Below are 21,934 nucleotides of genomic sequence, written 5' to 3' on the forward strand. Positions count from 1 at the left end.
CTTTGTCCCTTTCAGTTGCGGTTGTTGAAGACTGGCTGTTGTTGACGAGTTCTCGCGGTTGTGGAAAAGGTGTGCGGACACTCCGGCACCGCCGGTAAGCCGGGCTGCCGGACGGGCCACGTTGGGGGCTATTTGAGGACGAAGACCGGGATGCTGGCGTGTTCGGCCCCAGGCCCGGTCTTGACGAAGTCTGTGTAGACCTCGCGTCCGGTGAGGCTGCTGCCCGGTTCGGCGCCGAGCAGTTCGCTGCGCCACCAGGGCCCTTCCCTCAGTTGGACGATCCCGACTACGGTTTCCGTCGGGGTGCCGTCCACGTTCTTGCTGTGTGCCACGGACCAGGAAATGACCGTCCCGGAACCATCGGCGTCGACGTATTCGAGGTTGTCGGGATCCAAGGAAACGTCCATCCGCGGGTCGTGGTACTCGCCGGTTGTGGGGTTGCGGACAAGGAGGAAGGCGCCTCGTTCTGCGGCATCAAGGAACGGCGTGGTAGCTGGGTCGCGGACGATGGGGAAAATGGCCATGGAGATCTCCTAGACGGTTCCGAGGACGAGGGTGGAGTGGTAATCGAGCACGCCGCCGTTGCCGGAAACGAGCACCCGATCATGGCTGGCGACCTGGCGCTCCCCGGCTTGTCCGCGCGCCTGGATGACTGCTTCGGACAGGGGGGTCATGCCCCACATGTAGTACGAGGACAGCTGCCCTCCGCCAGTGTTGACCTTGACGGAGCCATCGGGGCCGAGGACGCCAGGCTGGGAGACGAAGTCGCCGCCCTCGCCTTTCGCGCAGAAGCCGTAATCCTCCAGCGTGATCAGCGTGGTGAACGAGTAGCAGTCGTAGAGCTCGACGACGTCGATCTCCTTGAGTGATAGACCCGCCATCCTTAGTGCTGCCGGTCCGGATTGTGCAGCACCGGATATGAGCCCAAAGTCGTCGTTGCGCTGTCCGGTCCGGCCAGGATGGGCCTGGGCCCAGCCCAGCACTGCCACCGGAGGCTGGGCCATTTCAGACGCGCGTTCCCGGCTCGTGACGATGAGGGCGATACCGCCGTTGGAGACAAGGCAGCAGTCCAGGAGGTGGAACGGATCCGAAATCATGCGGGAAGCCTGATGGTCTTCCAGGGTGATCGTGTTACGCAGTTGGGCCAAGGGGTTCATGGCCGCCCAGTCGCGCTGCGCGACCGCGATGGCGCCGAGTTGCTCGCTGGTGGTCCCGTAGGTGTCCATGTGCCTGCGCGCGGCCAAGGCATACATGTTGTTCGCCGTCAAGATGCCGCTGGTTCCCGTGATGGCGTTCCAACCAGACGGCATGCCTGCAGCCTTGGCGCCATAGGCCGATCCGCCGCCAACGTTTTCGCGGAGTGGGGCGTCGGCCCACACGATCGCGATGGTCTCAGCCATCCCTGACTGCACCGCCATGGAGGCGTACTGAACCATTTGCCCGGCCGTGGAGCCGTAGCCCTGCATGTACGTGAACAGGTTCAAATCGGTCAGGCCGAGCGTCCCCTGCAACTCGAGTCCGACCGGACCGCTGAGCCCGTCCGACACGATCAGGCCATCAATGTCGGGCAGCCCGATTCCCGCATCGGAGGCCGCCAGCTTGACGGCCGTCGCTGCAAACTGCGTCGCCGTGCGTCCATAGACCTTGCCGAGTTCCGTCATGCCGAGCCCGGCAATAACCGGCTGGCGAGTCGTGCTTTCCATATCCGTTCCCTTTCCTGTCCTACTTGCCCTGCCAGATGGGTTGGCGCTTTTCCGCGAAGGCGCGCATGCCCTCCATGGAGTCCGCACTCCGCATCAGGGTGACGCCTTCGGTATTCGTACGCTCCCAGTGCTCGTCGTCGGCAGCCACCCCGCCGTCGGTGATGCCATTGGCGATCCTCTTGCTGGCCTGGACGGCCAGCGGTGCGTTGGCGCAGATGACCTCCGCGAGGTCTAGGGCACTGTCCAGGAGTGACTCCGCGGGGACGACCCGGTTGACGAGTCCCAGTTCCAGGGCGCGGGTCGCGGAGATCGGCTGACCTGTGAGGATGACCTCCATCGCAACCTTTTTTGGGATTTGCTGGCCAAGGCGGAATGTCCCGCCAGCACCGGCGTAGATGCCCCTTTTGACCTCAGGGAGGCCGAAGGTGGCGTGGTCGGCGGCCACAGCAAGATCACTAGCGAGGACAATTTCCGTTCCTCCACCCAAGGCAAAGCCGTTGACGGCGGCAATGGTTGGCTTGCTGATGTGGTGATGGACGTAGCCGGCGAATCCCCAGCTACGCACGCGTTCGTCGGCGGAGGCCAGTTGGCCACTCGCTGCTGCCTTGAGGTCCGCACCTGCACAGAAGGACTTTTCCCCTTCGCCCGTGATGATCACAACCCGGATTCCCTCGTCGGTCTCGGCGAGCTCTAGGGCTTCACCTACGCCCTCCGTGACGTCGAGGTTGATTGCATTGCGGGCCTCGGGGCGGTTCAAAGTGACGATGAGGATGTGCCCGCGCCGTTCAACCTTCACTGAACCGTTGGCGGACGGCAAGAGTCGGGCTGTCTGTGTTTCGGTTGTCATGATTATCCGTTCTGTTCCTGTTCCGGTACCTGACGGACTACCGTGAGCCCGTAAATTCTTGAAGGATGTTCTCGTCGAGCAGCCCCTGGATCTCGGCGTTCGTGAGCCCCAAGTGCCTCCGGGCGATGGGACGGGTGTGCTCTCCCTGATACGGCGCCGGCCCCAGTTGGGGGGCGGGCACCGAGCCGAAACGGGCTTCGGCCAGGAGCGTGGGCAGAGGCGCACGGAAGGCCTCATGCTCCAAGGTTCCAAGTACACCGCGCTCGTTCAGGTGCTGATCTTGTTCTAGATCGCAGATCCGTGCCATGTGGCCTGCGGGGACTCCGGCCTGCTGAAGCTCGAGAGCGATGCATTCGGCGTCGCGCACGGACGTCCACGCCGACAGCGCAGATTCCAGCTCCGCCTTTCTGCCTAGCCGTCCCGTCGCCGTGGCCAGTCCGGGGTCCGTGAGCCAGTCGGGGCGGCCAACGGCCTTCGCCATCCCGGCGAAGTGCTTGTCCTCGACGACGTCGATCACCACCCAGTTGTCGTCTCCCGCTGCCCTGAACACGCCACGGGGTGCGTCTCCTCCCCGGTCGTTGCCCTCCGGGCGGATGGAATCGGGCTTGACGGATTCCAAGGCTAACTGGTCGGCCATTCCGCCGAAAATGATGTCAACCTGCGCGCTCCCGACTCTCCCGCCACGCCCGGTGCGCTGGCGACGGAGGAGCAGTGCGGCGACGCCAACTGCGTTGAGTCTGGCACCCACATGGTCCGGGTAGATCGTGATCGCGTCGCTGAAGCTGCCAGGTATATCCGGGTACTGCCAGAGCATGCTGAGGCCTGCGCTTGCGCGGACCAGCGGCCCGTACCCCATCCGGTCCCGCCAAGGCCCGTGGTTTCCGAAGGCGCTGCTCTCGGACAGGATGATCCCCGGATTCAGCGCAGTAAGAGCGTCATAGCCCAGCCCCAGCTTGTCCAGCGTTCCGGGCTTGAAGTTGGTGAGAACAACGTCGGCGTCCTTGGCTAGCCTGCGGAAGAGGTCGCGTCCTTTTTCGGATTTCAGGTTCAGTCCGAGGCTCTGCTTGTTTCGATGGCCCCAGGCGAAGCCCTCCGTCATGGCTGAACCGTCCAGGGACTGGCGGCTTCCATCGGGGAACTCCCGGCTTTCTATCTTGATGACCTCGGCGCCGTAGTCCGCAAAGAGCCGGCCAAGTTCGCCGCCCACCACGATGACCCCGAGGTCGAGCACTTTCAGGCCGTCAAACGGAAGTTCGGCACCCAGGCCCCGGTGGGCTGGCCGGACCGAATCCGGGTTCAATCCGGCGAAGACGGCGGCGTTGTCCTGGCCTGGATGCGGCGCAGGACGCCGGATGCCGAGCCTTTCGTCATCGATCTCCAGCATGCCCGTCGGCATGGTGACGGTGAGTCCCTTGGCAATTTCGACATCGGCAAAAGCCCCGGCTTCCCGGAAGGCGTGCTGGTTCAGGACCTCGGCTGCCGACGCCAGTGCCGCGGTCGGTACGCCGAACGACTGCCCCTGGGCAACAGCTTCCTCCTTCCCAAGCCCAGCGAACAGCTTGCCGATCAGCGGATAGAGCCTCTCGGCCGCTGCGAAGCGCTCCCGCGTGGAGTTGTATTTGGGATCTGCGAACTCTTCAGGCTCTCCGAGCCAGGCGAACATTCCCTGCCATTGCCGGGCACTGAGCACACAGATGCGGACGTGGCCGTCCAAGGCGGGAAAAATCGGGTACAGGTGCCGGGCATCAGGACGCCCTGGCGGCAGGTCCCGCAAGGCCTGACCGGATCGGGCACTGCCGCCGATGCCCATCCCCGGGTCAAGGACCTGGATGAGCCCGTCTGAGATGGAGAAGTCCACAGCGTCTCCGGCACCTGTACGGAGCATGTTGATGTAGGCGAGGATTGCCGCCCAAGCCGCCTGGATTGCGGCCGCTTCGAAGGCGAGAAACTGAGGCGGGAGCAACGGTTCTGGCACTTCGGGGAGGCCTGAACGGGACAGCACACTGCTGAGGGCGAAATGCACGTCGCTGGTGGCGATCCAGTCCTTCCGAGGACCGAWGCGACCGAAGTCGGAGATTGATACGGTTACCAGCCGCGGATTGATGCGTCGAAGTTCATCCGGAGAAAACCCTTGCTTTGCCAGGGATTCCGGCGCCGTGTTGTGCAGGTAGATGTCGGCCGATCTAAGCAGGTCCGTGAATCGGTCGCGATCCACCGCTGAGGACAGGTCAATGGTGACTCCGCGTTTGTTCACATTGCGTGCGGCGAACGCGAGGCCGATTCCCTGGAATTCCGGACCCTCCCGCCTGGAACGGGCGCCCTCTGGCGGTTCAAGGCGGATGACGTCGGCGCCGAGATCGGCCAGCAGCCTCCCGGTGGACTCGCATCCACCATCCACGTCGTCGATCACGCGGACCCCGGCCAGGGGCCCCTCTGTCTGGTTTGGTCTGTCGGTCATGGCCACACTTCCTTGTATGAGCGCTCGGATCCACATCGGGTGCATCCGAAGAACGCCACTGGTGCCCGAAAGGCCCGGGAGTTCGTAGCCGAAATGCTTCCACCGTCCTGCTCGCCTGAAAATCGCCAATATCAGCGCGGGCTGGGCGCCTCAGACGCGTTCAGGACGTTGCGTTTGGCGCATCGTGTAAATAGCCGAACTGGCTCGCTCGAAGCAATGAGAACCAGGTCACCAACGGCTAGAGTGGGGCTGTGGAACTCGGCTATTTGAGGGCTTTCGTTGCGGCCTCGCGGCACCGGAACGTGGGCCGTGCCGCGGAGTCCCTGATGCTGACGGCATCGCCGGTCAGCCGGGCCATCCACGGACTTGAGCGGGATTTGGGCGTGGCGCTCTTTGAGCGTCGCTACCACGAACTAAGGCTGACACCCGAAGGCGAGACGACGCTGACGCGGGCCGTGGAGATCCTGGCACAGGTGGACGCAATGGAACGCGAGAGCGCGGGGGGCACCACGGCAGAGCCCCTGCGCATCGGTGCCACGCCATGGTCGCCATCGCGCTATGCGCAGCGCGTGGCGGAAGTCCTGTCCGAATTGGGCGAACCTGAAAGCGTCGTCGAGCTGGAAATGTCCTCGGAACTGCTGCACTCGTTGCGGCATGGCGACCTGGACCTTGCACTGGTCCATCTGCCTGTCACGTATCCCGATATCGATTGCAGAGCCTTGGGCCGTTACACGTTCAGCGTCCTCCGGGACCCCGGCAGCGAGCCGTTCGGCAAGGACGAGCTGCGGATGGAGGACCTGGCTGGCCGCACTGTCTTGTCACTGCCGTCAAACCTGCAACCGGCCCCGATGCTTGCATTGAGGGATCGGCTGCTGGAGGCAGGCGTGGTGGCCGTGAATGAGATGGACCTGCGCGACGTACTGACTATGGCGGCCCGGCTGCGGAAGACGGGCGAAGTCATGCTGGGCAGCCGGACGCAGGACTCGCCGTTGTTCCGGCTCACGGACACTAGCGGCTTGGTGGCGACGCCGATCGCGGATGGGGAGATCGATTTCACGGTGGGGATTGCATGGCGTGCCCGCGACAGCAACAACCTGAAACGGATCCTGGCTGTGGTGAACAGGCTGCGAGGCGAGGAGGATCCACTCGACGAAATCGCATAGCATCCCCGGGTTCTCTCCAGCTCCTACTACCTTTGCGGCCTAGTCCATAGTAATCATGGTGAACAGGAGGCCAAACACCGCGGATACCGTATCCGACACCGAACGCCCCAGGACACCAGAAGCATCCTTCGGGAAGACTAGACGTCGTCGGAATACCAACCGCAAGCCCGAATCTACCTTCGTCGCCGGCAATCCACCCGGACGTGTCAAACGACAGGTCATATCGCTATCCGGCGTATGCGCAATGAAGAGGTATCAGGAGATCGAAAAATCATCGGGCCTTCACTCTCCCGGAACGCGCCCCGTCATATCGTCCGGGCGGGATGCATCGATGAACCCGTAACACGGCAGAAAAGCCACGAAGCCCACTGAAGGGACTCGAACCGCATTCCAACCCTTGAAAACACAGGGAACTCCCGAAAACATGGCCAATCCGAGCCAGTCCAGCCGATGTACGGCCCAGACCGAAGGCAAAAGTGTTGACAGTGTCAACACACCGGGAATGCCGACTTTATGGACTAGGGAGATCCGAATTTCTGCCGGCCGCGCGGCTTATTTCCTGGCCGGACTGGCGGTCATGTATTCGCGCAGTCCAGGGATGGCGAAGTCCACGATCCCGTAACCGGCCGGTTCGATCAGACCGGCATCCATCAACCGCGTCCGGTAGTTACCGACGGCGTTCGGCCGCATCCCGGTACGCCTGCCGATGTCCGCGGTCGACGACGGCCCGGGATCTTCGGCCATGGCCTGCAGGAAATCACGGTCCCGCCCGGACGTCGTGGACAGCGCCGCTTCAATGACCACCCGCTCGTTCCGACGCCGGCCCGCCGTCACCGCCCGGCTGACGGCGGCGGCGTCCAGACCGCCCGGGGCCTTTTCGGCTTCCTGCCAAAGGTAATAGCCGATCAACTGGATCAGAAACGGATAACCGCCCGGGCCCTCCGCCGCGACCCTGGCCAGCTCACCGTCCAGGGCCACGCCCGCCGCGGCGAAGGTTTCCGCGAACGAACGCTCCACCTACGCGATCGAGGCCGCATTCAGATCGATCCGGTCAGCGCGCCGCAGGAACGTGGCCACTCCCTCGTTCAGCAAATCGGAAACAGCCGCAGGTAAACCCGCGAAAATTAGCCCAATCGGCAGGCCCTCGCGAATGAAGTGCTGGACATCCGCGGCAAGCTGGGACAACTCCACCCGGTCCGCCGCATGAATCTCATCAACCGTGATGACCAACCCTGTCCCCCCGCTCCGCCAGCAAACGCAAAAGCACCGCTCCGCGCGCCCGCCAATCGACCTGCTCCTCCGGGGCAAGCTGCGTCGTGACCGAGAACCCGGCCACCGACACCCCCGTCACCCGCCGGCCCGTCGGCCCATCCCCCAGTTCGTTCGTCAGCCTGCGCATCGCCTCCCCGATACGGCCCAGGAATCCGCCGGCCGCGGTCTCGGACACCACCGCCCAGCCACCGGCCACGGCCAGGTCCTCAGCGGCACCGAGCATGACGGTCTTGCCGATCCCCCTCGCCCCGGTAAAGATAGTCAGAAGCCCCGGCGCCCCCGACCCGATCCGCAGACCATAAGTGAACTCATCCAGCACTCCGCCGCGCCCGACAAGATTCGGCGCCCCCGACCCGATCCGCAGACCATAAGCGAACTCGTCCAGCACTCCGCCGCGCCCGACAAGATCCGGCGGCGTCGCCCCAGCCGTCGGCCGAAGAGGGTTCTCCACACCTGCCCCTGTGAATGTCGATGAATCTTATGAATCCTGTGAATCTCACCCCACCAACCAGCCAACCGTTTGCGGAACACTGAACGTAGACCGGTCGAGCTGACCGGTTGACCGGGGTCGGACTCGGCTAATACGCATCCATCACAGATCTGACGATGCCCAGCCCGCTTAAGGGTGCCCTGTAAAAGCCCCACCGGAACGGTCCGCGGGGCCGCAGGGATCTGGGACACGGCTTACTTTGACAGCATTGACTTCAATACCTCCGGGGTGGACGGATCGGCCAACATCCAGCGTGCCCTGCCGACCGCGGCGCCTGGGAGGCCCGCTGACTGACGGGGCGACATTTCGGTTTGACGACAACGGCAGGCCTGGGAGATCAATACCGGGAGCGCGCCCCATGGACGGAAGCCGTGCCTCGGGACGCGCTCCTGCCGCGCCTTCGTCAGGGGGTCGGTGTCCATCACGAGCCGGCTCACCCTGGATCGCCGCAACTCCGGAAACACCTCCTTCCACGACAAGTTCGCGTCGGCCGAATCGGCACCCGTGAAGCTCGACGGCGGCGTGCTAAGGCTAAGGCTAAGGCTAAGGCTAATCGTCGACCAGTGCTCCGTGGAGGTCTTCGCCCAAGACGGCAGGGTCGTCCTGACGGATCTCGTGTTCCCGCTGTCCGGGAACCTGCGCACCGACGTGAGCGTAGAAGGCGGCACGGCCGTTGTGCGGAAACTAGCCGTCACAGCCTTGTCCTAATGACAGCACGACACTGCAGTACCCACGTCCTGCCGGAACCCACCGGCACGACCCACGGTTGGTCTATCGACCGTCATGGAGTTTGTTGGAGGGCTTGGGCGGAGCTGCTTATCCGGCTCACGTGACATCCTGCTTTCCCCAAAGCAATGAAGAGGCCGAACGCTGCAGAGGAAGCTGCCAACATCGAAGCGGGCACACCGATTGAATTGCCCCGAGGATTCGTGCCTGTCGACCAGGCAACAGTACGTGCACTGCGTGCCGACGATGTCGTGCAGGCAGTCCGGATTGAAGGATGAGCACTAGCTGGTCAACAGGTTCCCGCCCGATTCCTCCTCAACAGAGTGACAGACGGCGGGAGGATCAGGGGCCCATCCACACAGGACGTTGGCCGCCGTCCTTCGGTAGGTTGGTTCGGTAAGGCCGGCACGGGTTAGACGGAATTGGAGAAGACGTGAAAGCGATTGTGTACGAAGAGACAGGTTCGTCCTCGGTGCTGAAGCTTCAGGACAAGCCGCTGGCTGATCCCGGCCCGGGTGAGGTCCGGGTCCGCGTGGTAGTCTCCGGGGTGAACCCCACCGACTGGAAGTCCCGGGCAGGCGGCGGAGGAAGCACCCCGCTGGAAGCACCGAAGGTTCCTAACCAGGACGGCGCCGGCGTGATCGACGAAGTGGGCTCCGGAGTGAGAGGACATAGCATCGGAGACCGCGTCTGGCTCTGGAACGTCGCCTGGGGCAGCAATGAGGGCACGGCACAGGAGTATGCGGTTGTACCGGCGGCCAAAGCAGTGGCGCTTCCGGGTACTGAATCCTTCGACACAGGCGCGTCCATCGGCATCCCCGCCCTGACAGCGCACCGGGCGCTGACCTCGAACGAGGACGGCCCTGCCAGGCTCTCCCCCGGAGCCCTGGCAGGACGAACGGTACTGGTCACCGGCGGCGCCGGCGCAGTGGGACACGCTGCCATTCAGCTCGCAGACTGGGCCGGAGCAACCGTCATCACCACCGTCAGCGGAGACCGGAAAGCCGAACTCGCACGCCTCGCCGGAGCCCATACAGTCATCAACTACCGCACCGACGACGTAGTGACTGCTGTGCGCAAGGCAGCCCCCGGCGGAGTCGACACCATCGTTGACGTAAACGCTCCAGCCAACATCGACTCAGACGTGCAGGTGCTCAAGCCAAACGGAACCATAGCCATCTACGCGGCGAATCCCGGGGAATCAGTGACGGTTCCCATCCGTGAAAGCATGACGAAGAACGTCCGATACCAGTCCATCCTCACCTACACCGTCACGGACGAGCAGAAACAGCACGCCGTGGCCGCGGTCTCCGAGGCGCTGAAGGCCGGGGCGTTGCGCGTTGGCGAAGAACATGGCCTGCCGCTAACGCGCTTCCCGCTCGAAGATACCGCCGCGGCACATGACGCCGTGGAGCAGGGCACCATCGGGAAGGTGCTCATCGACGTCACACCGTCATCCTGACCCATGGCCTCCCGACCCACCGGCCGGGGACAACAAGGGTCCGACCAGAATGAGCGGCAGTTCAACCGAAGCCGGCGTTACACACCACTGACCGTGCGGCCTGCCAAGGCCAAACCGTCTGCACCAGTTGACGGAATCACCCCTATCGGCGTTTGAAAATGGACCGGAGGAGCACCGGCCCCTGCCTTTGCTTGTTGCCGCAAGCTAAGGTGGAGCAGCTTTCCCGAGACTAGCCACGCGGACGCTAACGCCAAGTTCCCGGATGTTGTCTTGCTTGTCCGGAGGCAGTTGATCGTCAGTAACGACAGCATCCAGCCTTTCCAAAGGTGCAACGTTGAAACGGGATACTGTGCCGAACTTGATGCTGTCCGCCAGGAGGAAGCACGATGACGACGCTTTCAGTGCTGCCCGTTTTACCTCGACCTGGTCCATGGACGGCGCAGTGACACCCCTGGACATGTTCCAAGCGCCGGTACTGAGAAAGAGCAGGTCAATATTGATGGACTTGACTGCATCCGCCGCAATGGGACCGCAGCTGGAGGCGCTGGAGGCGTCCACAGCTCCGCCGGTGTGGATGGTTTCGATGTGCGGATACGCAAACAGGCTGGTCACCACATAGAAGTCGTTGGTCACCACGGTGAGGTACTGGCGGCCGGCTAGGTAGGGCACCACCGACTGGCAAGCGGTGCCGGCGTCGAGGTACACCACCATCCCGTCCTCCACCGACTGGGCGGCAAGTTCGGCAATGAAATGTTTGCGCGGAGGCTCGGGGCGCGCCCGGAATTCCGGTTCCAGCTTCGGCTCCTGGCTGTTCCAATCCGCGAGCCGCACACCACCGTGGACCAAGGTCACGTGGCCGTGGTCCTCCAGGGCAGTGATGTCCCGGCGAACCGTCATGTGGGATACCTTCATGTAGTCCGTGAGGCCGCGGATACTCAGGACGCCCTCCCTCCGCAGGAGGCGGAGGATTTCCCGGTGCCTCTGCTCGGGAATCATGGGTCGCGTTGCAGGACTCACAACGTCTCCTTCGAAGGTGTCGGCAACAGGACGCGAGGCCTATTTCTGCACAACGGCCGCAATCCGGGACTCATACTGGCTACGAGGGCAGACCCGGAAAGGGACGATACGCCGCAGGAGGCATTTGCTGGAATGTCTGACCTGTGCGGCACGGGGTTCACCGGCGACGCTCTCCAACTTTGGCTCTTCCGTAGCTTTCGATTGGATTCGTCTTTGTCTGTGCGCGTTCTGCAGCTCCTGGATCAGGTCCCCATGCCAAGGTGAGCTCCGCCTGCGACATCGAGAGTTACGCCAGTAATGTATCGGTTGTCCGGATCCGCCAGAAAAAGGATGGCGCGGGCGACTTCATTTGGCTCGGCGAATCGGCGCATCGGCAGTTGGGCGGCCCGCTTGGCCCGGTTGGCGGCGGCGTCCGGACCGGAGTCCTTTGCGAATTGCGCCCACATGGGAGTGTTCACCGGGCCTGGTGCGATGGCGTTGACGGAGATGCCGTTGGGACCGAGCAACTCAGCGAATGACCACATGATGTGAAGCACGGCAAGCTTGCTGGCGTTATAGGGCAGGTAGTTGCGGCGCGCTTCTTTTGCTGCCACGGACGAGAGGATCACGATCGCGCCTGCAGTACCGGACCCAAGCATCGACTGCGCCGTCTCTCGTACCATCGAGAACGTTCCGGAGGAGTTGATCCGCATGATGGATTCAAACTCTTCCGTCGTTGTCTCCATTATTTCCGGGGTGGTGCCTAGTACTCCCGCTGCATGAATGAGCACATCGATGCGCCCGTACTTCGCCGTGATGTCGCGGACGACGCCGGAGCATTGCTCTTCGGAGGTGACGTCGAGCGGGAAGAAGTCCGCCAGTGCCTGGTCAGCCTTGGGGGCGCGGTCGGCGCCTATGATGCGGGCGCCCGCGGCTGTGAGTGCGTCGACAACTGCGTCACCGATCCCGCCGCTTGATCCGGTTACCAGGACAACGTGGTCTTTGAGGCTCATTTGGTCCTGCCGTTCATGGCGCGGCTGACCCGCTTCTCCCCTGCGGTCAGTGTGACAGCTACTCGATTCATCTTCATTGATCCTTACGTAAGGTGTGTTTTCTGACGTGTCCGGTGGTTTCGGTCTTGACTGCTTCGTGGGCCACTACTTTGCGGCAAAGCCAACCACGTGGATGCTCAACCTGTTGCCTTTTGCTGCTCAGCGGCCTTGGCCGCTCGTGGCGTGGCTTGCCCATTGGCGGCCGTCTTGTTCTTCTGTGGGCAGCCCGGAGGCTGCGAGAATCCGGTCGAGCAGCCGCTGGGTGTGGACGGCCTCGCGACCCGAGGTGAGGGGCTGCGCCCTGTCGGCGACGCGGTCCAGGAAATGGTGGACGGCGGCGGAGAATCCGAGTGTGTCGGTCGCTGTGGCCCAACCGTAGGCCTCGGCGCTAAGCTCGCGTGATGTGGTGACGCCGCTGACAGTGGTCGATACTGTTTCGGGTGCACGTACCTCCACGGTCTTTCCGTCGCCGTAGGCGTCCAGTTTTTCGTTCCAGGCACCTGCGGTTCGAGCTGCCATCAGCACTCCGGTGTTGCCGGTACTGAAGCGGATGATGGCTGCGACGCCGTCTTCTTCCCAAGGGTCATCGCCGGCTGAATGCGCGGCCACGTCCACGGGTTCGCCGCCGCAGTACCAGCGGAGCAGATCAACCATGTGAATGGCGTTCTCGAACGTCGCGCGGTATTCCGATCCGGGGCGGTTCTTTTGGGCGACGCAGAAGGTAGCGCCCTTCTCACCAAATGCCTCGCGCCCTGCCACGTACACAGGTGCGTAGCGGCGGTTGAAGTCGACCATCAGGATGCGGCCGCGCTCGTCGGCGAGGTCCGCCAAGCGTCCTGCCTCCTCGGTGGCCGGAGCCAGGGGCTTTTCGCAAAACACGTCGACGTCATTGTCCAGGCACAGCTGGACGGCGTGCGCGTGCTCGGACCGCGGAGTGAGGACGAAGACGGCATCCAGGTCCTGGGAGGCCAGCATGTCCTCCACTGACCGGTACGCGGCACCGAAACCCCAGCGCCGGACCAGGTTTCCCGGATCCTCCCGCCGTGACACCAAGGCCGCCAAGTCAACATCGTCGCGCTGTACGAGTGTGGGCAATTGGGCAATGGAGGCGATATTTCCCGCGCCGATGACGCCGACGCGCAGACGCTGGGCGTTCATCGTGCCTCCTGCACTTCAGCCAGATCAGAAAGCATTCCGCGCAGGGCGGCCGCTGATTCCCGAAACCCGTCCTCCGGGCTCGGGAGATCTTGCGGGTGCCAGCGGTACTCATACTCGATGCTCAGCAGATCATCGTAGCCGTGGCGCAGCAGCGCAGCGAGAATCTCGGGCCAGGGAAGGACACCGCTCCCGATAACTCTTGATCGGACGGAACGCTCGGACGCGTTGACGCGGGCCGTTTCCGTTGCGCGGAAGGCCGCCGAGGGATCGGTGAACACGAGATCCTTGACGTGTACGTGACCGATCAGTTCGCCTTGAACAGCAAAAGCCTGTTCGAACGTCTCGTCGTGGGTGAAGGTCAGGTTGGCCTGGTCGTAGAGAACACGAACAGCGGGGTGCGCAACCTCCCGAACGAGCGCCGCGGTTTCGGCCGCAGTCTGGGTCATGGTGCCGAAATGGTTCTCCACGCACAGACGCACCCCGGCCTGCTCAGCCTCAGGCGCCAGGGTCTGCAGGGCCTCCCGCAGTCTCGCCCATCGCCCGGCGTGATCGGCGTCCCCCGGATGCCAGGATCCCGCGTACACGCGCACCCGGTCGGCCCCGAGCAGATGCGCGGTCTCAATCGCGCCGCGGAATTCGTCTACTCCGCCGCGCCATTCACTCTCCTCCAGAGCGTTGATGGCCGTGGTGTAGGGCGTAAGTCCAATGATGGGCAGGCCCTCATCTTCCGCCGCCCTCAATGCCTCCATGGCGGCGCGCCGGTCCCCCTGAGGGAGACCCGAAGAGTAGCCATCCTGGTAAATGACTTCTGCGGCATCGAGCCCTGCGGCTCGAAAAAGCCTGATTGCCTGGGGGACCGTATGGTTCGGAGTGCCTAGTGTGTGGCCTGCCAGTCGCATTTAAGCGTCCTTCCTGAAAGTGTCTTGAGTTGATGCCCAGTCCGCGGGACCGACCAGCCGTGGTGGGGCTGCGACGCGGGATCGGTCGACGATCTCCATCAGCAGCCCCCAGGGGGTGATGAAGTAAGTCCAGCGGTTGCCCGCCACGCGAGGACTGTCGCCGGCGACTTCCTTGCGCTCCCCGAGCACGCGTACTCCCGGGGTTTCCTGAAGCACGGCGACCGCTTCGTCTACGTCGTCCACAACGAAGCACAGGTGGTGGCCGCCTGCGTCGCAATGCCGTGGCGGGGTTTCCCGCCGTTCTGCGCTGCTCCATTCGAAAAGCTCGATGTTCAGGTTCGGGGGCAGTCGCAGCATGGCGAGGGTGAGCCGGGCATCAGCAGGGACATCGAAGTTCGTGGGCATGAACTCGGGGTCGGGTCCGCGGTCGGAGCGATACAACTCCTCGGCGCCGAGTACCTCGACGAAGAACCTGATTGCGTCCTCGAGGTTCGGAACCGTCAGGCCGACGTGGTCGGTGTGCCGCAGCCCGGGCAGCCGTCGCAGCGTCCTGGCGTTGGCCCCGGTCATTTGCGTGGCCCTGAGGTGGAGGCGCGCACCAGAAGTTCAGGTTCCAGAACGACGTGGTCTACCGATCCGTTCAGGTTCTGCTTCTCTGCCAGCTCAATAGCGATGTTTCCCATGTCAGCAATCGGCTGCCGCACTGTGGTCAAAGGCGGGTTGAACCGGGCGGCCAATGCCAAGCCGTCAAAGCCCATGACCGATACGTCCTCCGGCACGCGGATACCGCTTTGGCCAAGGGCCGAGATCACCGCGAAGGCGACCATGTCATTGGCGGCGATAATCGCCGTCGGGGGATTCTCCATCTCGAGAAAGTGCTTTGCCGCGCGCGCCCCTGCGTCCGGATCGGAGCCGCTGTCGAGTACAAGCGGCGTGCTGCTGCCTTCCGCTGACAGCTCCAGATACGCGTCCATCCGGTCCTGCGCAGTGTGGGTCCCGGAGATACCGGAAACGTAGCCGATCGAGGTGTGCCCGAGGGAACGCAGGTGCTCAAGGGCCAGGACTATTCCGCGGCGGCTGTCGACGGTGACGGTTGGAACCGAGGAGTCGCCGTCCACGCGGTCGATCACTACCACCCGGTGGCCAAAATCGAAGCGCTTGAGGGCGTCGGTATCGACTTTCGTCGAGGGCGCGACGATTCCGAAGGGCGCGTACATGGCCTGCATCGCGGTGAAGTACCCCTCGGTCTTGGCAGGGTCTCCGTTCGTGACACACAGCAACAGCTGGTAACCGCGCTCATCAGCGGCCTGCGTCATGGTCTTGGCAAGTTCCGCAAAGAACGGGTTGGTGATGTCAGGCACGATCAGAGGGACGAAGGTGCTGGTCTTTCGACGCAACGCCTGGGCGAGCGGGCTCATCGTGTAGCCGAGCCCCTCGGCGATGCGGAGAATGTGCTCCCGGGTTTCGCTTTTTACCGCTTCCGGCCGGGAGAATGCCCGGGAAACCGTAGAGCGGTGGACACCGGCCGCCTTCGCGACAACGTCAATACTAAGGTCTGCCATCTTCTCTTCCTCCGTGGTCGTCATATGCCTGCCAAATCGGGCGCATCGCATCTTCAAGCTGGGCCAGTGTTGGCAGCCCTCGGAATCCGTCTTCCAGTGTCTTCGCGACACGGCGTACGAACAGATCATAGAGAGGGTCACTGTCAACGTCGATCACGGCGGACTCCGTCGCCCCGTCCAGCGTGGTGAACGTGGCAGAACCGTCTGAGTCGACAGATGCGAATCCGGCCTCGCCCGCCGACGTGAAGCTGCAGTAGCGCTTCAAGCGCGAACCCGGGAATGCGTAACCCACCTCGATGATGGCTTCACGCCCGCTCGGAGTGGTAATGATGAGGCTGGCATGGTCCTCAACACCCGCACCGTGCAGAACGGAAGAGAGCCGGGAACCTACGTTCTCCGCTGACTCGTTACTGCTCTGCAGGAAAAGATCGACAAAATGCGGTGCCAGATTCGCCAAGCAACCACCACCTGCGGCAGCGGGGTCCAGCATCCAAGGATTGCCGTTATCCAGGTAGCGCGAGGGCGGCCCGGCGACAAAGGAGATTCTCTGGTATGTCGGACGACCGGCCTTGGCCAGCCAACGGTCGGTGGGGCCGCCCCGCTGAACCAACGGGACTGTCGCGGGTACACCGGCAGCTTCCGCGGCCTTCCGCACCCCGGAAAGTTCCGCAAGGGAGGTGCCGAGAGGCTTCTCTACCACGAACGGAATGCCGCGCTCGATCAGCGCAAGACATTTTTCCGCCATGCCACTGTGCGGGCCGAAGACATAGGCAAGCCCGAGATCCGGCAGATCCACCAAGTTCCGCCAGTCAGCCTCCACGGGCGCGTTCCACGCTTCCGCAAGACCCCGGACGAGCGATACGTCCTCGTCACTGATGCCGACGACCTGGTGTTCTTCGCCGATCGCCCGCGCGCAGAGCGGGATGTGCCAGTGTGAAGCACCAAGGATGATCGTGCGTGGTCCACTCATCTGCCAGCCCCTTTGCTAAGTATGAGATCGATTGCTGAGATCGGTTGCAATAACACTATGGATGGTGGGAGAGTTTGTCAACGACACTTCAAAAGTGGCCCAGGGATGCTCCGGAATAAGGACCTGCCTTGGTCAAAAGAAAGGCCAGCAATGTACAAGAAATTTCGCACCCTCAAGACAATCGACCGGTCCGGCGCCGTCCTCATCGTGCGCCTTGGGAACGAAGACCTAGCAGAACGCGTCGCCGAAGCGGCGATCGCCGGAGGTTTTCGCGCCCTTGAAATCACGCTCTCGATCCCGGGTGCAGTGAACGTGATCAGACGGCTCTCTGCCAAGCACGGGCCCAGTGGAGTAGCGGTCGGAGCGGGAACAGTTCTGGACGAGCACTCAGCCTATGAGTGCATCCGCGCCGGCGCTGACTTCCTGGTCAGCCCCCAGCTCAACCCGGCAATGATCCGTACGGCCAACCGGTACCAGGTACCGACAATCAGCGGCGCTTACACGCCGACGGAACTAGTCGAGTCTGCCGAAGCCGGCGCTGACATCCTCAAGCTCTTCCCCACGGAAGCCGGCGGCATCCCCTACGTGAAATCGGTCCTCGCCCCGCTGGCGCACATGCCGGTCATGCCGGCAGGCGGCGTCACCCCCGGGAACGTCGCAGAATGGTTCGCCGCCGGCGTCGCCTGCGTTGGCGTCGGCAGTGCCGTGACCAAAGCATGGCAGCCCGACGGCGACTTCTCCCGTGTCACTGAGGCCGCCAGCGAGTTCCTGTCGGCAGTGGCAGAGGCCCGCCGATGACGGTCCCCAAAGTCTTCATTGTCATCGGCCCTGCAGGGTCCGGAAAGACGACCATTGCCCAGCAAACAGCAAAAGAGCATGGAGCTGCATATCTGGACAAGGACCGGATCTGTGGCCGCCTTGTCGAGTTTGCTTTGAAGGCAGCCGGACACGACCCCAGTGATCGGGAATCCAATGGGTTTTACCGGGAGAATGTTCTGCCCTTGGAGTACGAGACGCTCATGGATATAGCCGGAGCGAATCTGCGACTGGGACGATCGGTCGTACTCGACGCACCGTTCGGTGCGTACTTCGCCGTACCGGACTACCTGACGCGCGCCGCGGAAGAATTCCACTGGCCTACCTCGGAGACCACGGTGGTACGGGTGCAGGTCCCCCAGGATACTCTCCGGGGGCGACTCATTCAGCGGGGTCTGGAGAGGGATCGCTGGAAGCTTGCGCATTGGGACGAGTACTGGGCATCGTACGGCAGCTTGGACTGCACCTGGTCCGGAGTCCGTTTCCTTGATCTCAACAATGGGAAGTCCCTGCCGGTTCAGGGATGACTCTTTACGGCCGGCTCGTGTGGATCGGTTTCCACTTGTCCTTTGGCTACCTGCTGGCAAAAGGTTTGGACCTCCATTCGCTGAATCGAAAATGACCGTTGACAGAGCTGACTAGCCTACGTATCGTTGCTTGCAACCGATCTCAGCAACCGATCTCATTCATGAATCTGTTGCAATCGATCTCAAGGGAGAGAGGCTGGATCAGCTTCTCTCCCACTGCAAGTCAGGCAGCGCCTATGCGTTGCGCCGGCACTTGGCCTTGGCAGTCGGCTGTCCCGTCGAGCCGAGTTACAGCCGGGCAAAACCCGCACACCGTTTCATGTGTCCGGGAATATTCCAATACCCCCTCCGCAGCAAACGTGAAAATATGGAGAGTTCAATGAAGACCTCAAAAGAAGCCGTCGGCAGTCCAGACCCTTCGGAGCTAGCCGACGTGTCTGAGCATCCTCGCCGCACCGTCAATATGGTGGCAGGCACGATCGGCCACTTCGTGGAGTGGTACGACTGGTACGTCTACGGGCTGCTGGCAGCGGTGTTCTCATCACAGATATTTCCAAGCGATTCCCCGTTCGCCTCCCTTATCGCAGCCCTGCTCACCTACGCGCTCGGGTTTGTCGTACGCCCGCTCAGCGGAATCATCATCTCTCCACTGGCCGACCGATTCGGCCGAAGGCGCATCCTGACTCTATCCATCTCCGGGATGGCGCTCGGTGCTCTGATCATCGGCCTCACACCTTCATTTGCGACCATCGGCTATGCAGCGCCCGTTCTCTTTCTGGTTGCGCGCATCCTCCAGGGAATCTCGGCCGGGAGTGAAGGGCAGAGCGCCATCGCATTCATGGTGGAACACGCTCCCGCGAACCGGAGGGGCCTGTTCGGTTCGTTCACCAACATGGCAAGCGGCCTGGCGACCCTCGCAGCGACCGGCGCCGCGGCAATGGTGACATCATCCTTTACTCCAGCGGACCTCGCCGCCTGGGGTTGGCGCATCCCGTTCGTCCTGGGGGGCATCCTCGGCGTCGTCGGCATTGTCTTGAGGGCCCGGGCAGAAGAGACCCCCGAGTTTGAGGCAACTGCCCTCGTCGATCAAAAGTCCGCCGCGGCCCGCCTGATGGACCTGCTTCGCGAACACCCGAAGGCGCTGCTGCAGGCAGCAGCGCTGTCCGCCCCTGCAGTGGCCTACTACACCTGGGCCACTTTCCTTCCCACCTACGCCAAACTGACCACCGGCCGGGACCTGGCCTCCACCCTGGCCGGAAACGTTATCGGGCTAGCCCTGCTCGTTGTCATCGTGCCGATCTGCGGCGCGCTCTCTGATCGACTCGGCCGACGCAAAATCTTCCCGATCATCGGTGCCATCGGCATGATCGTTCTCTTCTACCCCATGCTCCTGCTGCTGAACCAGCCGGGCTTCGGCGTCTACGTTCTGGTATCGGCGTCCGGGTGGGTGGTTCTCGGTATCTGGCAAGCCGTCTACCCGACCATCCAGGCAGAACTGTTCCCCGCCTCAGTCCGTGTATCCGGCATCGGCTTCGCACACCAAATCGTGATCGCCGTCTTCGGTGGTACCGCGCCGTTGATCGCCGCCGCGTTCGTCGGCGCCGGACATCCCATGTATGTCGCGATCTACATGACAGTTGTTGTTGCCCTCTGCCTCATCGTCTACTTCACCTTGCCCGAGACCGGCAGCCGGGCAGGACGTGCCACCGTAGCTCCCGCCGACCCCGAAGTACTCGAAGGCGAGCACCTGCTCTTGAGCATTTCGTCGGCCAGCGACGAGGCGAAACGTTCCCAGTAGGCACGCTTGTCCCTGGGAAGCCGTGGCGGCTCGAATAGACAAGAAGGGGCGCGTCTGCCCCTGGTCTCTTCGGGCCGTCTGGCTCTCCAACGGTGCGATCCTTTACCCAGGATCGAAATTCACATTGCGTTATGAATGAAACAAGCTTTCTCCACACGCACAGTATTGCGAGGATGTTCTGTATGATTATTAATACATTTTCCTATCTTTGGTCAGCTACGGCAATTGATGCGATTGCGGAACTCGCCGACAATGGATATGAGACTTTTGAAGTTCCGATTAGCTCTCCGCATTGCTGGCCGGATGAAACATCCAGCTCGGAGCGCTCGGCAATTTATGCAAGACTCAATGAATACGGCGCCAAAATCAGGTCGCTGAATGCCGGTGGATATGACATCAATTTGGCTAGCCCCGGCGCTAATATGCGTCGCAAAAGTATTGAGCACATCAAGTCGGTGATTGACCTAGCTGTAGCTTGGGATGTCCCCGAGGTTGTAATATCCCCCGGCACAAGACGTCCCATGATTTCACCATCGCTCGAAAAGACCTATGGGTGGATGTACGAGAGCCTGGCGATTCTGATTCCGGTGGCCAAACAGGCTGGCATACGACTACTTATGGAAAACACTCCATATTGCTTCACTCCTACCATCCAGGACCTGGCAGGTATCGTACGTACCGTCAACGATGACTCACTCAAGATCGTGTACGATGTCGCCAATGCTGCCTACATAGGGGAGAATCCCGTAGCAAGTTTGCTTGAGAATCACGAATCAATTGGACTTGTGCATATTTCTGATACGGGCAGGGAAACCTGGGGTCATGATCCAATCGGCACTGGAGTGATCGACTGGGACGGGTTAGGAAAGGCCGTCAAAACAACCTGCGGAGTCAATAACGTTGTTCTCGAGATCATTCGCGAAGAGAACCCCGTACAGGAATTTAAGAAGGCAATGCAGGATCTCAAAAATCAAGGCTGGGAACTCATTGCGAATTGAATTGCAAAGCGAGCTGAGAGGTTTGTAGTCTATGATTTTCTATCATATTTTGGTAGTCAAAAATGATTCCCAAGTGAATCCCTGTCAAACGGAGTGTGTGCGATGAGAGTTTTGGTCAGTGGCGGAAGTAGCGGCATAGGCGCAGCTACATGCCTGAGACTCGCAGAGGCGGCTCTCGCTCGGGGCGTACACCCGATGATTGCGGTGTGTGGACACGAATCGAACGCTAGCCAAGAACAAGTTGTTCGTTCAATCCAGTCAATGGGAGGTACCGCCATCGCATTGGCGGGCGACCTCGGTGATCCCGAAGTGCCAAGTCAGCTTGTAGGAGCTGCGGTAGCCAAATTCGGTGGGCTAGACGCGTTGGTGGCAAATGCCGGAATCGCTAGCCCTGGTCCAATATGCGAGCTATCCATTGAGGACTGGGACGGCATGTTCTCCGTTAACCTCCGCGGCGCGTGGCTTCTTGCCAAAGCAAGCTACGCACATTTGAGGCATAGCCGCGGTTCCGCTTGTTTTACCTCTTCAATGTCTGGCCAGCTACCACATGCCGGATCAGGTGCTTACAGCCCCAGCAAGGCTGCATTGACAATGCTAGCCCAAACACTCGCACTGGAATGGGCACCTGACGGAATTCGTGTAAATGTGGTATCCCCGGGTATGACTCATACACGGATGACTGAAAAAATGTATGTCGATCCCCAAATTAAGAAAGCGAGGGAAGATATTATTCCGTTGTCAAGAATTGGAGACCCCATCGACATTGCGAACGTAATCGAATTTCTTGTAGGCCCACTATCGGGCTATGTCACCGGGCAAGACATCTGTGTCGATGGTGGCTTCTCTAAGTCCATTCTTAGCCATATTCCAGGTCGACCTAGCTCTAAATCTTGAAGCCCGACCTGTATTGGTACCCGGGAAGTGACGTAGCCGTCGCCCGGGAACAGCGGCAGCCCCGCCTCCGCAGCGCTCACCACGCACGACGCCATACCCAGGCATAGCCCTGCCCCCGCCGTTGCCACGGAGCGCGGGCCTGG

22 protein-coding genes are annotated in these 21,934 nt (G+C 62.1%); 8 read left to right on the plus strand and 14 right to left on the minus strand.

The window, feature by feature from the left end:
* Positions 1–128 precede the first annotated feature (128 nt).
* Genes AC1DLO_RS20790 through AC1DLO_RS20805 form a run of 4 tightly spaced genes read right to left on the minus strand, consistent with a single transcriptional unit; the run spans position 129 to position 5,008 of the window.
* Positions 129–524 carry a Zn-ribbon domain-containing OB-fold protein gene (locus tag AC1DLO_RS20790; RefSeq protein ID WP_476914593.1) on the minus strand — a complete coding sequence of 132 codons (396 nt, stop codon included), beginning with the start codon at positions 522–524 and terminating at the stop codon, positions 129–131.
* A gap of 9 nt (positions 525–533) precedes the next feature.
* Positions 534–1,703, minus strand: a complete 1,170-nt coding sequence (locus AC1DLO_RS20795) for a thiolase family protein (RefSeq protein WP_476891582.1) — start codon at positions 1,701–1,703, stop codon at positions 534–536.
* 19 nt (positions 1,704–1,722) lie between these two features.
* On the minus strand, positions 1,723–2,550 hold the full coding sequence (locus AC1DLO_RS20800) for a crotonase/enoyl-CoA hydratase family protein (RefSeq protein ID WP_476891583.1): 828 nt from the start codon (positions 2,548–2,550) through the stop codon (positions 1,723–1,725).
* Between the two features lie 37 nt (positions 2,551–2,587).
* Positions 2,588–5,008: a CaiB/BaiF CoA-transferase family protein gene (locus tag AC1DLO_RS20805; protein WP_476914594.1), complete on the minus strand. Its 2,421-nt coding sequence runs from the start codon at positions 5,006–5,008 to the stop codon at positions 2,588–2,590.
* A 251-nt stretch (positions 5,009–5,259) separates the two neighbouring features.
* Here AC1DLO_RS20805 and AC1DLO_RS20810 point away from each other — a divergent pair, with 251 nt between their 5' ends.
* Positions 5,260–6,171 carry a LysR family transcriptional regulator gene (locus AC1DLO_RS20810; RefSeq protein WP_476891585.1) on the plus strand — a complete coding sequence of 304 codons (912 nt, stop codon included), beginning with the start codon at positions 5,260–5,262 and terminating at the stop codon, positions 6,169–6,171.
* 552 nt (positions 6,172–6,723) lie between these two features.
* Here the strand turns inward: AC1DLO_RS20810 and AC1DLO_RS20815 are convergent.
* Genes AC1DLO_RS20815 through AC1DLO_RS20825 form a run of 3 tightly spaced genes read right to left on the minus strand, consistent with a single transcriptional unit; the run spans position 6,724 to position 7,894 of the window.
* Positions 6,724–7,188, minus strand: a complete 465-nt coding sequence (locus AC1DLO_RS20815; protein WP_476891586.1) for a hypothetical protein — start codon at positions 7,186–7,188, stop codon at positions 6,724–6,726.
* Positions 7,189–7,401 (minus strand): hypothetical protein, encoded by a 213-nt coding sequence (locus AC1DLO_RS20820; RefSeq protein ID WP_476891587.1) that lies wholly within the window; start codon positions 7,399–7,401, stop codon positions 7,189–7,191.
* Entirely contained in the window at positions 7,385–7,894 is a 510-nt protein-coding gene (locus tag AC1DLO_RS20825; protein WP_476891588.1) for a hypothetical protein, read from the minus strand. The genes AC1DLO_RS20820 and AC1DLO_RS20825 overlap by 17 nt, the downstream gene beginning before the upstream one ends.
* A 453-nt stretch (positions 7,895–8,347) precedes the next feature.
* On the opposite strand from AC1DLO_RS20825, the gene AC1DLO_RS20830 reads away from it, so the two are divergent.
* Both AC1DLO_RS20830 and AC1DLO_RS20835 read left to right on the plus strand, forming a co-directional pair.
* Positions 8,348–8,641 carry a GH32 C-terminal domain-containing protein gene (locus AC1DLO_RS20830; RefSeq protein ID WP_476891589.1) on the plus strand — a complete coding sequence of 98 codons (294 nt, stop codon included), beginning with the start codon at positions 8,348–8,350 and terminating at the stop codon, positions 8,639–8,641.
* A gap of 451 nt (positions 8,642–9,092) precedes the next feature.
* Positions 9,093–10,121, plus strand: coding sequence for an NADPH:quinone reductase (locus tag AC1DLO_RS20835; RefSeq protein WP_476891590.1), 1,029 nt, complete (start codon positions 9,093–9,095; stop codon positions 10,119–10,121).
* 204 nt (positions 10,122–10,325) lie between these two features.
* On the opposite strand, the gene AC1DLO_RS20840 is transcribed toward AC1DLO_RS20835, so the two are convergent.
* From AC1DLO_RS20840 to AC1DLO_RS20870, 7 genes are all read right to left on the minus strand, one after another.
* Complete coding sequence (locus AC1DLO_RS20840) at positions 10,326–11,138, minus strand: DeoR/GlpR family DNA-binding transcription regulator (RefSeq protein WP_476891591.1); 813 nt, start codon at positions 11,136–11,138, stop codon at positions 10,326–10,328.
* Positions 11,139–11,380: 242 nt separating this feature from the next.
* Positions 11,381–12,130 (minus strand): SDR family NAD(P)-dependent oxidoreductase, encoded by a 750-nt coding sequence (locus tag AC1DLO_RS20845; protein ID WP_476891592.1) that lies wholly within the window; start codon positions 12,128–12,130, stop codon positions 11,381–11,383.
* Between the two features lie 198 nt (positions 12,131–12,328).
* Positions 12,329–13,327: a Gfo/Idh/MocA family protein gene (locus AC1DLO_RS20850; protein WP_476891593.1), complete on the minus strand. Its 999-nt coding sequence runs from the start codon at positions 13,325–13,327 to the stop codon at positions 12,329–12,331.
* Positions 13,324–14,226 (minus strand): sugar phosphate isomerase/epimerase family protein, encoded by a 903-nt coding sequence (locus AC1DLO_RS20855; protein WP_476891594.1) that lies wholly within the window; start codon positions 14,224–14,226, stop codon positions 13,324–13,326. The genes AC1DLO_RS20850 and AC1DLO_RS20855 overlap by 4 nt, the downstream gene beginning before the upstream one ends.
* A complete protein-coding gene (locus tag AC1DLO_RS20860) occupies positions 14,227–14,796 on the minus strand; it encodes a VOC family protein (RefSeq protein ID WP_476891595.1) in 570 nt (189 codons plus the stop codon). It lies immediately after the preceding gene.
* Positions 14,793–15,788, minus strand: coding sequence for a LacI family DNA-binding transcriptional regulator (locus AC1DLO_RS20865; protein ID WP_476891596.1), 996 nt, complete (start codon positions 15,786–15,788; stop codon positions 14,793–14,795). Before AC1DLO_RS20865 ends, AC1DLO_RS20860 begins: the two co-directional genes overlap by 4 nt.
* A complete protein-coding gene (locus AC1DLO_RS20870) occupies positions 15,775–16,758 on the minus strand; it encodes a Gfo/Idh/MocA family protein (protein WP_476891597.1) in 984 nt (327 codons plus the stop codon). The genes AC1DLO_RS20865 and AC1DLO_RS20870 overlap by 14 nt, the downstream gene beginning before the upstream one ends.
* 150 nt (positions 16,759–16,908) lie before the next feature.
* Here AC1DLO_RS20870 and AC1DLO_RS20875 point away from each other — a divergent pair, with 150 nt between their 5' ends.
* The 5 genes from AC1DLO_RS20875 (at position 16,909) to AC1DLO_RS20895 (ending at position 21,791) form a co-directional block, all read left to right on the plus strand.
* Complete coding sequence (locus tag AC1DLO_RS20875) at positions 16,909–17,556, plus strand: bifunctional 4-hydroxy-2-oxoglutarate aldolase/2-dehydro-3-deoxy-phosphogluconate aldolase (protein WP_476891598.1); 648 nt, start codon at positions 16,909–16,911, stop codon at positions 17,554–17,556.
* Entirely contained in the window at positions 17,553–18,101 is a 549-nt protein-coding gene (locus AC1DLO_RS20880) for a P-loop nucleotide/nucleoside kinase family protein (protein WP_476891599.1), read from the plus strand. Before AC1DLO_RS20875 ends, AC1DLO_RS20880 begins: the two co-directional genes overlap by 4 nt.
* 379 nt (positions 18,102–18,480) lie before the next feature.
* On the plus strand, positions 18,481–19,899 hold the full coding sequence (locus AC1DLO_RS20885) for an MFS transporter (RefSeq protein WP_476891600.1): 1,419 nt from the start codon (positions 18,481–18,483) through the stop codon (positions 19,897–19,899).
* A 182-nt stretch (positions 19,900–20,081) separates the two neighbouring features.
* The gene (locus AC1DLO_RS20890) at positions 20,082–20,897 is read left to right on the plus strand and encodes a sugar phosphate isomerase/epimerase family protein (protein ID WP_476891601.1); all 816 of its coding nucleotides are present in this window, start codon (positions 20,082–20,084) and stop codon (positions 20,895–20,897) included.
* Between the two features lie 102 nt (positions 20,898–20,999).
* The gene (locus AC1DLO_RS20895; RefSeq protein ID WP_476891602.1) at positions 21,000–21,791 is read left to right on the plus strand and encodes an SDR family NAD(P)-dependent oxidoreductase; all 792 of its coding nucleotides are present in this window, start codon (positions 21,000–21,002) and stop codon (positions 21,789–21,791) included.
* Positions 21,792–21,934 lie beyond the last annotated feature (143 nt).

This window comes from Arthrobacter sp. 01T419 (genome assembly GCF_056398865.1).

What these genes read in the sequence shown, in the direction of transcription:
- AC1DLO_RS20790 (WP_476914593.1), bottom strand. Translation starts at nt 524, where the DNA reads ATGGCCATTTTCCCCATCGTCCGCGACCCAGCTACCACGCCGTTCCTT.
- AC1DLO_RS20795 (WP_476891582.1), bottom strand. Translation starts at nt 1,703, where the DNA reads ATGGAAAGCACGACTCGCCAGCCGGTTATTGCCGGGCTCGGCATGACG.
- AC1DLO_RS20800 (WP_476891583.1), bottom strand. Translation starts at nt 2,550, where the DNA reads ATGACAACCGAAACACAGACAGCCCGACTCTTGCCGTCCGCCAACGGT.
- AC1DLO_RS20845 (WP_476891592.1), bottom strand. Translation starts at nt 12,130, where the DNA reads ATGAGCCTCAAAGACCACGTTGTCCTGGTAACCGGATCAAGCGGCGGG.
- AC1DLO_RS20850 (WP_476891593.1), bottom strand. Translation starts at nt 13,327, where the DNA reads ATGAACGCCCAGCGTCTGCGCGTCGGCGTCATCGGCGCGGGAAATATC.
- AC1DLO_RS20855 (WP_476891594.1), bottom strand. Translation starts at nt 14,226, where the DNA reads ATGCGACTGGCAGGCCACACACTAGGCACTCCGAACCATACGGTCCCC.
- AC1DLO_RS20860 (WP_476891595.1), bottom strand. Translation starts at nt 14,796, where the DNA reads ATGACCGGGGCCAACGCCAGGACGCTGCGACGGCTGCCCGGGCTGCGG.
- AC1DLO_RS20865 (WP_476891596.1), bottom strand. Translation starts at nt 15,788, where the DNA reads ATGGCAGACCTTAGTATTGACGTTGTCGCGAAGGCGGCCGGTGTCCAC.
- AC1DLO_RS20870 (WP_476891597.1), bottom strand. Translation starts at nt 16,758, where the DNA reads ATGAGTGGACCACGCACGATCATCCTTGGTGCTTCACACTGGCACATC.
- AC1DLO_RS20875 (WP_476891598.1), top strand. Translation starts at nt 16,909, where the DNA reads ATGTACAAGAAATTTCGCACCCTCAAGACAATCGACCGGTCCGGCGCC.
- AC1DLO_RS20880 (WP_476891599.1), top strand. Translation starts at nt 17,553, where the DNA reads ATGACGGTCCCCAAAGTCTTCATTGTCATCGGCCCTGCAGGGTCCGGA.
- AC1DLO_RS20885 (WP_476891600.1), top strand. Translation starts at nt 18,481, where the DNA reads ATGAAGACCTCAAAAGAAGCCGTCGGCAGTCCAGACCCTTCGGAGCTA.
- AC1DLO_RS20890 (WP_476891601.1), top strand. Translation starts at nt 20,082, where the DNA reads ATGATTATTAATACATTTTCCTATCTTTGGTCAGCTACGGCAATTGAT.
- AC1DLO_RS20895 (WP_476891602.1), top strand. Translation starts at nt 21,000, where the DNA reads ATGAGAGTTTTGGTCAGTGGCGGAAGTAGCGGCATAGGCGCAGCTACA.